This is a genomic window from Chryseobacterium sp. c4a (assembly GCF_009900745.1).
GTDB lineage: Bacteria > Bacteroidota > Bacteroidia > Flavobacteriales > Weeksellaceae > Chryseobacterium.
In genome coordinates this window covers 169,359-184,541 of record NZ_WXVU01000004.1, presented here as the reverse complement: position 1 = coordinate 184,541, position 15,183 = coordinate 169,359, and the positions used below count along the sequence as shown (strand labels likewise).

Here is a 15,183-nt window from a genome sequence, read left to right as displayed (position 1 = left end):
TGATGATAAAAAATAAAATATTAGCTCATATTTTTTATCTTTATTAAAAATAACATCTGATGAAAGAAACTATAAAACATATTGTTCAAAAGGGAGAAACTCTAGAAAGCATTGCTCATGATTATGGGATTTCTGTTACTGAACTACATTCTTTTCATAATCAGAATGCAACCCATATTCACCAATTAATCTTATCTTTTATGGGAGTAAGTGAAGGGGCAGAGCTTCTGATGAAGCAAGAAAAACCTCCCAAACCACCTTTACAGATAAAAGAAATAAGCGAAGAAGATAAAGGAAGAGAGGAAAAGAGACAAACTAAAAAAGAAGCCCTGCAATATGGAAAGGAAGAATACTTTATAGTAGACGGAGCAAAATGTCTTTGTGATAAGGGAACTATCCCGGCTACCTTAAAAGTAAACTCTCACACTAAATCTATTTTCAATAGTAAGGGCAATGATAAATGGGCAGCTACTTTAGAAGATGTACAGTTTAAAGAGGGAAATTCCTGTTTTGGAAGCTGTGCCGTTAAAAATAACAATCCATGTACCTTTTCCCCAGCCGGACTATGGCAAAAGCCCTTTGAAAAGACAAAGGTAATGGATAAAAAAGTTCTGGTAGAATCCTCTTTTCTGATGTGCGTCATTGGAGGAAAAATCTCTGTACAGCATCATGGGCAGACGATCTTACTGGGAAGTAATAATATACAAAAATCCGACGCAGAATTATTGAATCAGGTAATGTCAGGGATTAACTTTGAAGAGTTTCAGGCTGAGTATGACGATAATCAATATTATTTGTAGGCTATGGGAAAAATATTAAAAGGAATAGACGGCGAACGATTCCCATTGATTGGAGGAGTTACGGAATATGGTGTTACCTTTACGGAAACTGCTGACATAAATACCGTAAATGATAATGATATTCTATGGCAGGTCTATTGGGCTAATGAATACAGCGAATATGAAAAAGTTCCTTTCTCAGGGCAGAAAAAGGGAAGACTGACAACTTATAAATTTCTACAAAATCTGCAAGGTAAAAACCTACAACTCAAAGCAACGTATAAGGATGAAACTGTAGAACTGCATATTACTCCGCAAGCTAATGGGGAAATAAAGATCATTGATGTATTTTTTCTTGATGTAGAATATAAAATACAAGATACCAGTAAATTAAAATACATGAATAGTGTAAACCTTCAGATTTATACGTTGAATATGATGGGGGAAGTATGTTGAATTTAAGATTTATGATGCGGTAAACGGGCAGGATGTAGAAGTAGCAAAAAACTCTGAACCGATGCAGGTTATTCAGAAAAATGGTATTGTAAAGACTAAAAGATCCATATTATTAAGTCCTGGGATGTATATGCAGACCCAAAAAGATATGTCTGCAAGTGAGCATCGCTACAAAATAAAAGTTTGGGAAAGGAATAATGAAGCCAATTTCTATGAAGAAGAGCTGAAGGTAAAAAATGAAATGGGAGAAATGAGTATCCCACAGGATTCCCAGGCTCCGCAGAAAACTGGATTACCTGAACCTCCGAAGAAGAAAGATGACAAAAAAGAAGACAAAAAATGTTTTTGTGAAAAAGAGTTCTCTGAGGATGATATTAAAGCTTTCTATAATTCAAAAAAACTATTTATAGCTAAAAACTGCCCTTTACCTGATGATATGAAGAGCTATAAAGCTTTTACGGAAGCTTTAAATAATGCAATGAAAGAAAACAATATTAAAACCTGCATGAGAAAAGCTCATTTTCTCGCACAAATTGAAACTGAATCAGATAGGCTAAATACCACAATGGAATATGCTAGTGGTTGGGATTATGACCATTCAACACATTTTGCAGCTTATAATGAATTTAGACCCTATGCTAATTATAGAAAAGATAAAAAAATCGAGGAGGCACTGAAGAAAAAATATACCCCTCAAGAAATTAAGAAATTAAATAGAGGCTATGAAAGATACAATGAATGTATTCGACATGGTCATACTACAAAAGGAGATGGTCCTAAATATAAAGGCAAAGGATTAATTCAATTGACATGGAAAGATACTTACAAAGATTACTTTAATCACCTACAAAAACCTTCTTTAATAGATACACCAGAAATTGTAGCAAATAATTTAACTTACACGTGTGATTCAGCAGGATGGTTTTGGAATAATAGACAATTAGGAATCTATGCTGATAAGGACGATTTAATTTTTATTTCTGTAAAAATTAATGGTGGCTTAAATGGGTTTGAACATAGAAAAAGTAATGTTAAGTCTATAATTAGGTTAATGAAAATTGAAACAAATTGTACTACAAATAAACTAAGTTCTATAGGAAAATATAAATATGCAACAAGTGATATTAAAAATCTCAAATGGGGGAAAAATAACAAAAGCAAAATTGAAAAATATGATGATTAGATTCTTAGTATTCTCATTTTTTTTTATTTATAATCTTATTTCCTCCCAAATCATTGCAGGAGAGTACTCACCAATAGAGTCTAAATGCAAACTTAATTTAAAAATCAGTTCAAATAATCATTACATCTTCAGCATAAATAAGAAAAAGAAAATGGAAGGAATAGTAAAGATTTCGAAGGAAGATGAAGGTTTATATCTTAATTTTGATCATATAGGTGTATCCTTTGACAACGACACAATTTATATGCAAAATTCTGGAAATGCAATGAACCCCTATATTCATTTTAAAGAATGTGATGATATGTATATTCATTTGGCTAAAAAAATAAATCTTGAAAACATGTATTCAGCCATATCCAATAAAAAGAAATCAACTCACTTTACAGATTCTCAAATAGAAAATTTACTTATTTCAGAACCTATTACTAAAAATAATGTTGATATGTATAACAATCTTGCATATCATTTATCATGTACTAAAAATGGTAATCAACAAGCAATTAATATTTTAACTCAAGTTACAAATAAATTCCCTGAAAGAGTTGTTGCATATCTTAATCTTGCAGACAACTATTGGAATCTTGGAGAAAAAGAAAAAGCGGTTAAGAACTATAATATGTATATATCATTGATGAAATCTCAAAAGAAAGATTTATCAAGAATCCCACAGAGTGTTTGGGAGAGGATTAAGTAGAATTTAAAATGAAGAAAAATACAATAAATTAATGTTTAGTTTAAGATATTGCTTATTACCAAAACCGGACAAAGTGAATAATGATAGTGTATGATAATATAGGCTTTGTTTAAATCCTAATGCTAAAAAAGTATAATTTTATTATATATTTTAAACAAAATCCGGAACACGTTCCGGATTTTGTTTTCTTTATGAATTTAAAGTTTTACTCAGTTTTATAGCATCCTGATTGTTTGGGTCATACTGTAGAGATTTTGCAATATGCTGCTTAGCTTTACCAGGATCACTTTGCTGTTCGGCGAAGGCTATATAAAAATAAGCATACGCCAGATTCTTTTTATTTTGCTCCACTTCTTCAGGTTTTACCGTGGCGATATACTTTTCATAAGCAAGTTTGGCATTGGCATCGTCTTTAGCTGATTGATAAGCATAAGCCTGGCTATAATAAGATGGAGCCCAGTCTGGTAATAAAGCAGATATCTTTTTCCATGTATCTACGGCATTTGTCCAATCTGAAGCTTCCTGATAAGCACCTGCTAATTTGGCTAAGGCTTCTGTATCTTTTGGATTGGCTTCGATTTGTTTTTTAAGACCTTCAATGGTAGGATTAGTAGATTGAGTGGCAACTGCAGCTTGAGTTGCTGTACTACTTGCACTATCTGTCTGAGTGGTTTGTGCGCTTAAAAAACCAGCGCTTCCTACAAGAATTAAACCTGCAAATAGATTTTTGATGTGAATTTTCGGCATTTTCATAATCTTATATTTTATAATTCGGATTTCTAAAATTCAATAATAATTCCATAAAAGCTCAAATTTTAGAGGCTTTAAGTTTTTTTAGAAAATATTAACGGGATTCGTGTTTTTTTTAGATTAATTTTTGATTCGTTGAGGATTGAGGTATCTTTGTCATTCAACTATTTTTAATTAATCATATATCCTATGAATATCATATTAGCTTCTACATCCACACTTTTTGGTGGAGAATATCTGGAATATTTAAGAGAAGAATTAATCCAATTATATACAGGAGTTGACGAGATTGTTTTCGTTCCCTTTGCAAGACCGGGAGGTATTTCCCATGATGAGTATACAGCAAAAGCCCGTTCTTTTTTTGAAACCATCAATATTAAAGTAAAAGGACTTCATGAATTTGAGGATAAAATCGAAGCTTTACATCAGGCAAAAGGTTTTTTTACAGGCGGTGGAAACACATTTTTATTGGTTAAAACATTGCATGAAGAAGGATTAATGTTCGTTTTAAAAGAAAATGTAACCGGAGGGAAACCTTACCTTGGTTGCAGTGCAGGAAGTAATATCGGTGGACAGAATATGAAAACAACAAATGATATGCCTATCGTTTATCCACCAAGTTTCGACTGTATGGGGTTGGTTCCGTTCAACCTTAATCCTCATTATCTTGATCCAAATCCGGATTTAAAGCATAATGGTGAAACAAGAGAAACCCGTATCATGGAATTCCTTACCCAAAATGACATTAAAGTAGTAGGTCTTAGAGAAGGAAACTGGATCAGAAGAATCAATGATACCATTACTGTAGAAGGAAGTGAATTAACCAGAATTTTTGAAAAGAATAAAGAACCTTACGAGATAGAAGCTGGAAGTACATTATAATGGAGCAGGGAGGCATCAGTCATTTTATAGAACGTAACCTGAAGAATTTTTCAGTCAACAGCACTGGTTGGAGTGATCTGATTGGGAAAATGCTGTCTGAAATGGTTATCGCAGGCTGGAATATGGAATATGATGTTTTTGGAAAAGAAAAATCCGGAGAATTATGTTGTAGTATTTATTCTGAGAATGAAGAGTTGAATATTGTTCTTAAAAAGATCACAGAAAAATATTCTGAATTATCCCAAAAAGTCTGTGAAATATGTGGTGCTGTTGGTAAGAAAAGGACGATAGACTCATGGCAGACAACTTTATGTGTGCATCATTTTCTTGAACAAAAACCGACGATAGATATTGATAAAGAGCAGAATGTTATATATGGAAATACAATAGCATTGAATCTGAAAAATCTTGTAAAGGCAGAAGTGGAGTTTGATCTTAAACAATTAAATCTTTACACAAAAGAAACCGATGAACCATTTTGTTTTTCATGGCAGGAATCGAATTATTATTTGCTCTTAAAAACTGTTTCTCTACATTTATTTCCGGAAGATATACAACCCAAAATTTCAGATTTGTTTCAAAATTTGAAGGATTGTGAAATCTGTGGATATAAAGCACTTTATCATCACTCTTGTTTACGTTGTTATAATGAATCATGGGGAACCTGTGAATATCACAGAACTGACTATGAAGACAAATCCGATTATATAAAAGAATGTCAAATGGATATTTTTATAGATGAAGACGATGAAGAGAAATATTTCAAAAATGATCGTTCATTTGAGAAAACTCCTGACTATCAGATTCTTTTCACCGCCAGTGATTTGCAGGAGTACGAAAAGCCTTTATTTTAACTATATTTGATTTAGAATTTAAATAATAAACTGCTGTACTTCAAAATATGAATTGTTCATAGTATTGTTTCAGGAATGTCAGCAAAAGTTTAGTATAAAAACAACAATGCAATGAAAAAAACACTTGCAGTTCTTACGCTTTCTGTACAGATTGTTTCGGCTCAGAATATGGGACAGAAATTAGATAAAGCCACTAAAGATCTTATGGATTCTTCAGGGGCAATAGCTTCTAATCTATCGTTTTACGTATCTGATGAAAGTGGTAATTTTATATATGAATACCAAGGAAGCAAAGGTCTGTCTACTGCTTCTACTCAAAAAATATTTACGGCAGGTGCCGCGTTAGAAACATTAGGTAAAAACTATACCTATACTACCACATCAAGTTATTCTGGAAGTATATCCGGAGGGACTTTAAATGGAAATCTTTTCATCACTTCCAATGGAGATCCTACCTTAGGAAGCTGGCGATATGACGCTTATAAACCTGAAAGTTTCAAAAAGAAGCTGATGGAAGCTATTAAAAAATCCGGTATTACAAAAATTTCAGGTGATCTGATCATTGATGATTCTTATTTTGATCATCAGACTATTCCAGGCGGATGGCCATGGGATGACCTTGGTAATTATTATGGAGCCGGTGTTTGGGGTATCAACTGGAGAGAAAATCAGTTTGATATCAACATCAATGGAACAGATTTTAAAAGCTTTTCTTATCCATTGGAAGGTGTAAAATGGCTCAATGACCTGAAAGCAGGTGGCAGTTCGGATCAAAGCTTAATTTTTACAGCACCTCATTCTAATGTAGCGCTGATTAATGGAATGCTTCCTGGCGGGAAAACAGTAACCGTTTCAGGTTCTACTCCTAATCCTCCTTTGCAATTGGCAACAGAAGTAAAACAATGGTTAAAAGAATCCGGTGTTGAATTTTCCGGAAAAACAATTACCAATTCACAGATTGAATTAGAAGGAAAACAGGTTATGGAAGCTCCTAAAAATAATATCATTCTGACCTATCAATCTCCAACATTGGATAAAATTGTCTATTGGTTTTTGAGAAAAAGTGTCAATCTGTATGGAGAAACGATGATCAAAACCCTTGGAAAAGAGAAAAAAGGAAACCCAAGCTTTAAAAGTGGAGTAACCTATTTAAAAGAATTCTGGAAATCAAAGGGAATTAATCCGAATATGATCAATTTTGCTGATGGCAGTGGACTTTCTCCACAGAATTATGTATCGGCAAAAGCGGAAGTACAAGCGCTTTTATATGCCAAGAAACAATCCTGGTTTGATGCTTACTATGATGGATTTCCGGTACAGGATAATGGTATGAAAATGAAAAGTGGAACGATGAGAGATACCAAATCTTTTGCAGGATATCACACCGCGAAAGACGGGAAGAAATATGTATTTTCAATTATTATCAATAATTATCAGGGAAGTGGAAGTGCCGAGCTGCAGAAAATTCTTAATGTTTTAAAATAAATAACTTTGAGGAAATCCATATTAACCAGATTGAATAACTGGATCATTTTTGTTGTAATGACTACCTTGGTAATCGCCATTGTTGTGTCTTCTACCATATTGATCAATTTCCTGAGAAAAGAGGAAATTAAAAGGATCAATCTTCTTTCCAAAGCGATCCGAATCCAGCAGGAAGTGAAAAGTCCGGATACAGATGTTCTGGATCTATTGCCTGAAATTCTGAATATTAACAATACGATTCCGTTCATTGTGACGGATAAATATAAAAATCCTATCCTTGATCTTGGATATTATCGCAATATCCCGGAAAGTACCATTAAAAACCCTGAAAAGCTTCATGATCTGATCATCAAGATGGAAAAAAATTATGATCCGATTGAAATAAAGGTTCCGGATGGAAATAACCAGTTTGTATATTATGACAATTCACGATTGCTTAATAATTTGAGGTATTCTCCTTATATTTTAGGACTATTTATTCTGTTGTATTTTGGATTTACATTTTGGTTCTTTAGGACCATCAAAAAGACGGATGAAGGGTATCTTTGGGCTGGTTTAGCTAAAGAAACAGCGCATCAGATTGGAACACCTCTGTCTTCAATGATTGGCTGGATGGAAATTATGAAATTAGAGAATCCAGATTCTGAAGGAGTTGTGGAAATTGAAAAGGATATCGAAAGGCTAAGAACAATTTCTGAACGTTTCTCAAAAATAGGGTCTGTTCCGGAACTGAATGATATGAATTTCAATGAAACAATTCAGGAAAATTATGATTATTTAAAGACAAGGATTTCAAGAAAGGTTGATTTTACGCTCCAGCTTCCTGCTTATATCGTTTTAGTTCCACATAATAAGATCTTGATGAGCTGGGTAATTGAAAATCTGGTGAAAAATGCTGTAGATGCTATGAAAGGACAGGGCACTATTGTAATGTCAGTCTTTGAAAGAAACAAAAATATACTGATTGAGGTAAAGGACAATGGAAGCGGAATGACCAGCCAACAGGCCAGAAATGCTTTTAAACCGGGATATTCTACCAAAAAGAGAGGCTGGGGATTAGGATTGTCACTGGCACAAAGAGTTATTCATGAATATCATAATGGGGACATTAAGATTTCTCAGACAGAAGTAGGAAAGGGGACTACATTCAGGATTACCATTAAAAAAGTATAGTTAAACCTATAAGGAAAGTTTATATTAAAGATTTACTATAATATGGAATAATAAAAAAGCGGGGATGTTTTCCCCGCTTTCTTGTTTATTTTTTACCAGTTAACCACTGAGTTTGTAATTTTAGTTCCTCCGGAGTCGGATTGGCTTTGAACTGGATTTTTTCTCTGTCTACTTTATCCAGAATAGCTTTACCTTTAAGAGTCATTTTTTCATTTTTACCAGCATTGTCTCTTAAAATTGTTACCGTTACTTCCTGACCCTCTTTAATGGTTCTGGTATAGCCCATTAAATCTGCCAGCTTGTTGATGTCGACTACTCTTCCATCTATGGCAAGTACCTTATCTGTCAATTTAAACCCAACACTTTTTGCAAATGGAGATAGAGTAGCATCCTCATCAAATGCTAATGCTTGAGTTCCCGGATCGTAACCCGTTTGAGTAGGATCCTTAATAAACCAGAAAATAGGAGGAAGTTCCTTTTTGCTCACCTCTACCCCTACCATTTTCAGATATTCTACGTAAGGAGTAGGTTGGCTTCCGGCAATATATTTATTATAAAAATCCTTGATCTGAGGATAGCCCGTTACGGTTACCAGCTCGTCAATCAATTTGTCATCTTTAAATGGTTTGTTTTCACCAAATCTTTGGGACAATTTTCTGATCATATCACGATATCCCATTTCGCCGTTAGATAACTTTCTCAGTTCAATATCCATACACATGGCCAAAAGAGCTCCTTTTTCATATACATTTCTATACTGATCTTTGTAAGCATCCTGTAACACATTTTTACTCATTACCGTAAACGGCATTGTATCATTGTACTTCTTGGAATTATTAATCTTTTCTACAATTCTTTTAAGAAACTCATCCTTGTTGATAAGCCCTTCCTGAATCTGGAATAAATTAGCAAAATATTCGGTTCCGCCTTCGTACATCCACAAATGCTGAGACATTTTCGGATCTGCATAATTAAAGTAATGGATCTCTTCAGAATGAGTTTTTAAAGGATTTACCGTATGGAAGAACTCATGGGAAACTACATCAGTAATCGTTTGGTCAATAGCATCTTTAGGCATTCCTTCAGGGAGAACCACGCTGGTAGATTCATGATGTTCTAACGCTCCAAATCCATGAACATCAGGGCCATTTCCGCCAGATAAGTAAAGCATAATAGCATACTTTTTATTGGTGTTCATATCCCCAAGGAATTTCTTTTGAGCAATCACCATTTTTTCAAGATTATCTTTGAAATCTGCGGCCTTGTACTTTCCGGTTGGAGAATAAACTCCCAGAACAAGTTCCATTCCTCCGGCATTGAAGGTGATATAGTCCGGTTTGGTATACATCAATGGTGAATCTGTCACTTTTGCATAATTAGCAAGGGTATAGGTATCTGTAGACTCAGATTTATCCTGATCTACCAACGCTGTTGTTCCATAGAAATCAGTTGGTTTTTGAATTACCAGCTGATAAGGAACATCCTGCATATTTTCAATATATCCAACAAAGCCATGCGTATTGATCATATAAACTTTACCTTCCTCAATATCAGTTCCTGAAGGAGAGAACACTGCTTTATGTTTTGAGGTATCGGTTTCTTCATCGAAGCTATCATTTACAAGATATGTGATCTTGTTTAAGTTTTGAGCATTTTTCAATGAATAGCTATTTTCATTAACCTTTGTAAAGGCCAATTCCTTTCCTTTGTTGTCATAAAACTTAATACCCTCTATGAATCTTCCATAATCATCTACAGAATATGTTCCCGGAACCGTTTTTGGAAAATGGAATTTGATATCTCCCGATTTCATTTTCGGAAACTCCATAGTAACGGCTACTTTATCATCTTTTACATTAACGAGGTCAATGGTGGTCTTTATAGATTGTGCATTTGCTAAAAAAGCGGCAAAAAGGCCTAAGCTAAGTGCTGTTTTTCTCATTAGGTTTGAATTTATAGATAAATAGTTGTTTATTTTTTCCTTTTGTTACGAGATAGAGTATTAAACTTTTCTTAAAATTTTTACTTTACAATAAAAAAGGCAAATTTGCTTATTTGCGAATTTGCCTTTTTATTTATTGAACACTTAAATAATTAATGTAATAATTTCGGTTAAAATCAACCGGAGTATTCTTTTTAAGTTTTACGGTCTGCCATTCTTCAGTTGGATTTATGGTCTGATTTCCATTGATAATGATGGGAAGTTTCAGGTTTTTCACAATATCCGTGTATCTGAATTTCAAGGTATCTCCATTTTGAGTATATTCAAGAGTAGGAATTTTAATCGTTCTCAGATACTGGTCAAAAACTGTAGAGAAATCAATTCCCGATTTTGATGAAATATAATCTTCAATTTGTTTTGTAGTAACAGTCTGATGATAAAAATCTTTGCCTAAGCCTCTTAAAATCTGTCTGAATTTGTCATCATTATTAATGACCTGTCTTATCGTATGAAGCATATTGGCTCCCTTTGGATACATATCTCCGCTTCCTTCATTTCTCACCCCATATTTTCCAATGATAGGAACATCATTTGCAATTTTACCTCTAAGACCAATAGCATATAAATCTGCAGACTTTTTATCGAGATAATTTTCTGTAAAAAGAATTTCCGAGTACATGGTGAAACTCTCATGAATCCACATGTCTGCTTCATCCTTTGCGGTAATATTGTTGGCAAACCATTCGTGGCCACTTTCGTGAATGATGATATAATCCCATTTTAAACCAATTCCTGTTCCTGAAAGATCTTTTCCACGGTAGCCGTTTTGGTAATCATTTCCATAGGCTACGTTACTTTGGTGCTCCATTCCCAGATAGGGGGAATCTACAAGTTTGTAAGAGTCTTCATAGAAAGGATAAGGCCCAAACCAGTATTCAAATGCAGAAAGCATTGGTTTTACCTGTTCAAATTGTTTCTTTGCTTTTTCTAAATTATAATCCAATACCCAGTAATCCAGATCAAGTTTTCCCTTTTCCCCATCAAAAGTATCTTTAAAATTTACATACTTGCCAATATTAGGAATGATAGAATAGTCGTTGATAGGGTTTTTCACTTCCCAGGTATAGGTGGTTTTGTTACCATTAGTTTTTTTATCGATCAATCTTCCGTTTCCAACCCCTACAAGATCACTTGGGGTAATGATTTTCATAACGATACCATTATCAGGTTCATCACTCCAGATATCTTTGGTCGGAAGCCAGATAGAAGACCCTATTCCCTGAACAGCGGGGCTCATCCACGGATTTCCGTTTTTATCTTTGGTGAAAACCCATCCACCATCCCAGGGTGCATTTTTAGCAATAAGCGGATTCCCGGAATAATCAACGTCAATCGTATATTTTTCTCCTTTTTTAAACTTCTTCTTAGTCGTAATAAATATAAAATCACCATCCTGTTTATAGCTGGCAATAGGAAAGTTTGCCATCACTTTTCCTGCTTTCATAGGCTGTTGCAGATCAATCTGAAATACAGGGTTGGCAACATCCTTTATAATTTCAAAGCTTATCTTATTGGTTCCTTTAATGCTTTTCTGCTCAAAGTCGGGTTCCACAGAAAAATCATATTTTTTAACATCCCAGAAATCTCTGAATGGCGTATTGGAACCTTTTAAAGTATCTTGTTTGGTGTAAACCTTATCTCTTTCAAATAATTGCCCGAAAGCAATTCCGGAAACAAATAAAAGAGTGTATGACAGCTTTTTCATGTAAAATTAAATTAATAATCTTTTCAAAAGTATAAAATTAAATTAACAGCCCGGTAAAGATGCTGGAAAAATACAGGTAAAATGTTTTGAAATATATAAAAAAAGCCCGGCTAATGCCGGGCTTTATAAAATATGCTCATTTTTATTTTTTAATAAATTTCAGATTTGAAGTAGTTCCTTTATCTTCAATTGAAATAACATACGCTCCGGTGCTTAGCCTTGAAACGGAGATCTTATTGTCTGAGATGTATCCATCCATTACAAGTTGTCCTGCAGCATTTGTAATAGTAAATTTTGCATTAGGAGAAACTTTTGTTACGTTCAGTACATCACTTGCCGGATTAGGATAAACTTGGATTGTACTGTTGTCTTTTGTAATATCATGAGTGCTGAGTGGCTGCTCATCCGTGATACGAACAGGATAATCTTCAGTCTCACCATCTCCTGCACCGGTACATCCGTCTTGTAGCTGTTTATTATAAGCCAGTGTTACCCTCATGATTACATTTCCATCTGTGTAAGCGGTTGCAGGAACAGTGAAAGTTCCTGAAACAGGAGTTGTTGTACTCGCTGCACTGGAAAAGATAACTTCAGAAGCAGAGAATAATCCGTCCTTGTTATAATCGATCCATGCTGTTACTCCTTCTTTATAATTCGTTCCGCTCCATTTTTTAGCCACACTGATCTTATTTCCTGCAGCTCCTTTTTTCAAAGTAATCAGTTTGCTCAAATCAGAAGTATAATTTGTATATTCTGATGCTCCACTGTCATTTGACATTGCTGACATTCCTGCTGGGGTTACCGTAACATTGGAAATATATTCATCATTAGAGTTTGAAATAACGAGGCAACCTTCATATGATGGGGTAACGAAAACATTAGGAGATGAATAGGTTCCAGTAGTGGTTTGGCATACATTGGCTACTTGTGCCTCATACTTGGTAGCATCACTTAGTCCTGAAAGATGATAAGAATTCGTTGTTGTAGATACGGTTGTCCATGTAGGAGCTCCCAATTTTCTATACATTAATGAATAACTACCTCCTTCTACTGCGTCCCAAGTTGCAGTGGCTGTAGTTTTTGTAATTCCTGTGAATGTTACTCCTGTCGGAGCAGTTGAAGAACAAGTTTGAGCAGAAGAAATGGTAGCCTTTCCTATTGCATAAAATAGGTTGTCAACAGCACTTACTCTGATTTTTATATCAGTACCTACTGTGAGTGACGAGAATGAGTAAGGTTCAGAGCCATCATTCGGAGTGGAAGGACTGATGACCGTCCATGTACTTCCGTTGTCTGCAGTATAATCTATTTTAACGTTTTGTACATTATAAGGGGCTACATTGGTATTGGCGACTTCCCAGGTAATGGTGCTCGGAATATTATTATATGCAGAATTGGAAGTTATTGTAAATGGGCCGTCATCACCTATTGTTACTTTAGCAAGAGCACTTTGTGTTTGTTGCTGGTCTACAGAAGGGCTGTTGTCCCTCACCGTTACCTTAAAGTTCATTTCTCTTTGTACATTAGATACGGTTTCCCAGTCTATTGGGCTGCTAAGAAGTCCGTTGAGTACATTTGAAAGTTTAGGAAAATAGCGGGTAGGAGAAGTTGTAGGAGTGAAAGATCTAAAATCGGCACCAGTAGGACGATGTGGGTTTACGGGCCCAAAAGTAGCGGTGGCAAGATCATATTGTTCCCATGCATAAGTCATAGGATCGTTTTCAGCATCAGTGGCACTGGCTGTTAATACAAATGCTGTCCCTTTGGGAATTGTTTTCTGAGGAAGTGGCTGTATAGTTGGTGGGGTATTGGTCGTAGGCGTTACAATACCACAGGTCTTTGAATTTACATAAGTCTGTACTTCTTCAATATTTTTTACATGAAAATAGGCATCTGAATTCATCTGGACATTGGCATCTGTAATCCCTGCGTAGCCCATAATGGTAGAACCGGACCCTGGTTCCATGTGAGCTCCATGAAGGCTTAGGGACATGGTATGGTTTGCACCAAACTGATGACCAAGTTCGTGAGCTACAAAGTCTATATCAAACGTATCTCCATAAGGTTGATCTACAATATTTGGAGAGGTAATTCCTGCTCCTTTAGAGGTTTTATCATTATTGTTAGCAGGATCAATACAGACATTCCCCACACGACCTGCAGATCCGCCACCACCTCTGTGGCCAAAGAAGTGGCCTACATCATAAGCAGCATTGCCGATGCCTTGTGTATTGGTAAGTGTTTGCTGAAGCTCTAAATTCCAAGCACTGGGAGCTACCCATCTCCCTGATGAATTTTGGGTGACAGTTGTATATGGATCTGTTGCAGGATCTGTAAAAATAATTTGTGGAAAATCCTGAACGATCATGCGAATGCCAAAATCCTTTTCAAATACACCATTCACTCTGTTGATGGTAGCATTAATACGTGCAACAGCACCTGGAACACCACCCGCAAGTTGAGTGTATTCACCGTTTACAGAAATAGCAAGTCTGTAAGTTCGAAACTTTTGATCATTATTTTTATTAGAAATTCCTATGCTGCTTAATTCTTTTTTTGATTGTAGAAGCTGCTTCATTTCCTTTTTCGCTTTTTCAGGCTCAGATGTAGTACATTCAAAAGGAGATCCATCTGATGTTTTGTTAGATTTAAAGAAAACACCATACACATCCTTTTTTTTATTGATAGGTTCTATAAATTCATATTTTCCAGTCTTAATATCAAAAATCATAGATTGGAAATCATTGGGAGCTGTACTAAACCTCACCTGTTTGTTGGGATTGTCTAGTCCAACCCCTGAATAAGCGCCTAATTGATATCTCTCAGCCATTGATTTTTCAATAACAGGAGCACTGTATACTGAGAATCTTTCAATTTTTCCATCAGTAGTAGGAAGGGAGACAACTATTGGATTTCCCTGACCTGCTTCCGGAGCATTTTTTAATAATTCTCTCAGGGTATTAAGATCAAATTGGTAAGACTGTAGAACATTTACTTCTTTCCTTTCCGGATTCACTCTCTCTGACACTGGCATCCAGCGTTGTGCTTGTAGTCCCATCAGGTTTAAACCTAATGCACAGACGAAAATAAATTTCTTTTTCATTTTACTTTATTTTTAAATTATTGTTTTGTTTAAAAATAGTTAATTTTATTAATGTATAATTGTTTATTTTGTGTTTTTGTTATTTATTTAATAAATTAATTTAAAATAATTGATATT

12 protein-coding genes are annotated in these 15,183 nt (G+C 34.9%); 8 read left to right on the top strand and 4 right to left on the bottom strand.

Translation table 11 applies throughout. The features are described 5' to 3' along the window. Positions 1-59: 59 nt before the first annotated feature. From GTR01_RS08250 to GTR01_RS08235, 4 genes are all read left to right on the top strand, one after another. Positions 60-800 carry a PAAR-like protein gene (locus GTR01_RS08250; protein WP_160137457.1) on the top strand — a complete coding sequence of 247 codons (741 nt, stop codon included), beginning with the start codon at positions 60-62 and terminating at the stop codon, positions 798-800. Positions 801-803: 3 nt separating this feature from the next. Continuing rightward, the gene (locus tag GTR01_RS08245) at positions 804-1,235 is read left to right on the top strand and encodes a hypothetical protein (protein ID WP_160137368.1); all 432 of its coding nucleotides are present in this window, start codon (positions 804-806) and stop codon (positions 1,233-1,235) included. 61 nt (positions 1,236-1,296) lie between these two features. Further along, a complete protein-coding gene (locus GTR01_RS08240) occupies positions 1,297-2,418 on the top strand; it encodes a glycoside hydrolase family 19 protein (RefSeq protein ID WP_160137367.1) in 1,122 nt (373 codons plus the stop codon). Then, positions 2,408-3,112 (top strand): tetratricopeptide repeat protein, encoded by a 705-nt coding sequence (locus tag GTR01_RS08235; RefSeq protein ID WP_160137366.1) that lies wholly within the window; start codon positions 2,408-2,410, stop codon positions 3,110-3,112. The genes GTR01_RS08240 and GTR01_RS08235 overlap by 11 nt, the downstream gene beginning before the upstream one ends. Before the next feature lie 189 nt (positions 3,113-3,301). Here the strand turns inward: GTR01_RS08235 and GTR01_RS08230 are convergent, their stop codons facing one another. Further along, the gene (locus tag GTR01_RS08230) at positions 3,302-3,865 is read right to left on the bottom strand and encodes a tetratricopeptide repeat protein (RefSeq protein ID WP_160137365.1); all 564 of its coding nucleotides are present in this window, start codon (positions 3,863-3,865) and stop codon (positions 3,302-3,304) included. Between the two features lie 186 nt (positions 3,866-4,051). Here GTR01_RS08230 and pepE point away from each other — a divergent pair, with 186 nt between their 5' ends. The 4 genes from pepE (at position 4,052) to GTR01_RS08210 (ending at position 8,256) form a co-directional block, all read left to right on the top strand. After that, positions 4,052-4,744 carry a dipeptidase PepE gene (gene pepE / locus GTR01_RS08225; protein ID WP_160137364.1) on the top strand — a complete coding sequence of 231 codons (693 nt, stop codon included), beginning with the start codon at positions 4,052-4,054 and terminating at the stop codon, positions 4,742-4,744. Beyond that, positions 4,744-5,598, top strand: a complete 855-nt coding sequence (locus tag GTR01_RS08220; RefSeq protein ID WP_160137363.1) for a hypothetical protein — start codon at positions 4,744-4,746, stop codon at positions 5,596-5,598. Before pepE ends, GTR01_RS08220 begins: the two co-directional genes overlap by 1 nt. Before the next feature lie 111 nt (positions 5,599-5,709). Next, positions 5,710-7,083, top strand: coding sequence for a D-alanyl-D-alanine carboxypeptidase/D-alanyl-D-alanine-endopeptidase (gene dacB / locus GTR01_RS08215; RefSeq protein WP_160137362.1), 1,374 nt, complete (start codon positions 5,710-5,712; stop codon positions 7,081-7,083). A gap of 6 nt (positions 7,084-7,089) precedes the next feature. Further along, on the top strand, positions 7,090-8,256 hold the full coding sequence (locus tag GTR01_RS08210) for a sensor histidine kinase (protein ID WP_160137361.1): 1,167 nt from the start codon (positions 7,090-7,092) through the stop codon (positions 8,254-8,256). An 85-nt stretch (positions 8,257-8,341) separates the two neighbouring features. Here GTR01_RS08210 and GTR01_RS08205 read toward each other — a convergent pair whose 3' ends face one another. From GTR01_RS08205 to GTR01_RS08195, 3 genes are all read right to left on the bottom strand, one after another. Beyond that, positions 8,342-10,198 carry a PDZ domain-containing protein gene (locus GTR01_RS08205; RefSeq protein WP_160137360.1) on the bottom strand — a complete coding sequence of 619 codons (1,857 nt, stop codon included), beginning with the start codon at positions 10,196-10,198 and terminating at the stop codon, positions 8,342-8,344. A 133-nt stretch (positions 10,199-10,331) separates the two neighbouring features. After that, positions 10,332-11,963: a M1 family metallopeptidase gene (locus tag GTR01_RS08200; protein WP_160137359.1), complete on the bottom strand. Its 1,632-nt coding sequence runs from the start codon at positions 11,961-11,963 to the stop codon at positions 10,332-10,334. A 142-nt stretch (positions 11,964-12,105) separates the two neighbouring features. Continuing rightward, entirely contained in the window at positions 12,106-15,066 is a 2,961-nt protein-coding gene (locus GTR01_RS08195; RefSeq protein WP_160137358.1) for a reprolysin-like metallopeptidase, read from the bottom strand. Between the last annotated feature and the right edge of the window lie 117 nt (positions 15,067-15,183).

Bases quoted from the DNA above. Each gene is read 5' to 3' on its own strand.
- GTR01_RS08250 (WP_160137457.1), top strand. From the start codon at position 60: ATGAAAGAAACTATAAAACATATTGTTCAAAAGGGAGAAACTCTAGAA.
- GTR01_RS08245 (WP_160137368.1), top strand. From the start codon at position 804: ATGGGAAAAATATTAAAAGGAATAGACGGCGAACGATTCCCATTGATT.
- GTR01_RS08240 (WP_160137367.1), top strand. From the start codon at position 1,297: ATGCAGGTTATTCAGAAAAATGGTATTGTAAAGACTAAAAGATCCATA.
- GTR01_RS08235 (WP_160137366.1), top strand. From the start codon at position 2,408: ATGATGATTAGATTCTTAGTATTCTCATTTTTTTTTATTTATAATCTT.
- GTR01_RS08230 (WP_160137365.1), bottom strand. From the start codon at position 3,865: ATGAAAATGCCGAAAATTCACATCAAAAATCTATTTGCAGGTTTAATT.
- pepE (WP_160137364.1), top strand. From the start codon at position 4,052: ATGAATATCATATTAGCTTCTACATCCACACTTTTTGGTGGAGAATAT.
- GTR01_RS08220 (WP_160137363.1), top strand. From the start codon at position 4,744: ATGGAGCAGGGAGGCATCAGTCATTTTATAGAACGTAACCTGAAGAAT.
- dacB (WP_160137362.1), top strand. From the start codon at position 5,710: ATGAAAAAAACACTTGCAGTTCTTACGCTTTCTGTACAGATTGTTTCG.
- GTR01_RS08205 (WP_160137360.1), bottom strand. From the start codon at position 10,198: ATGAGAAAAACAGCACTTAGCTTAGGCCTTTTTGCCGCTTTTTTAGCA.
- GTR01_RS08200 (WP_160137359.1), bottom strand. From the start codon at position 11,963: ATGAAAAAGCTGTCATACACTCTTTTATTTGTTTCCGGAATTGCTTTC.
- GTR01_RS08195 (WP_160137358.1), bottom strand. From the start codon at position 15,066: ATGAAAAAGAAATTTATTTTCGTCTGTGCATTAGGTTTAAACCTGATG.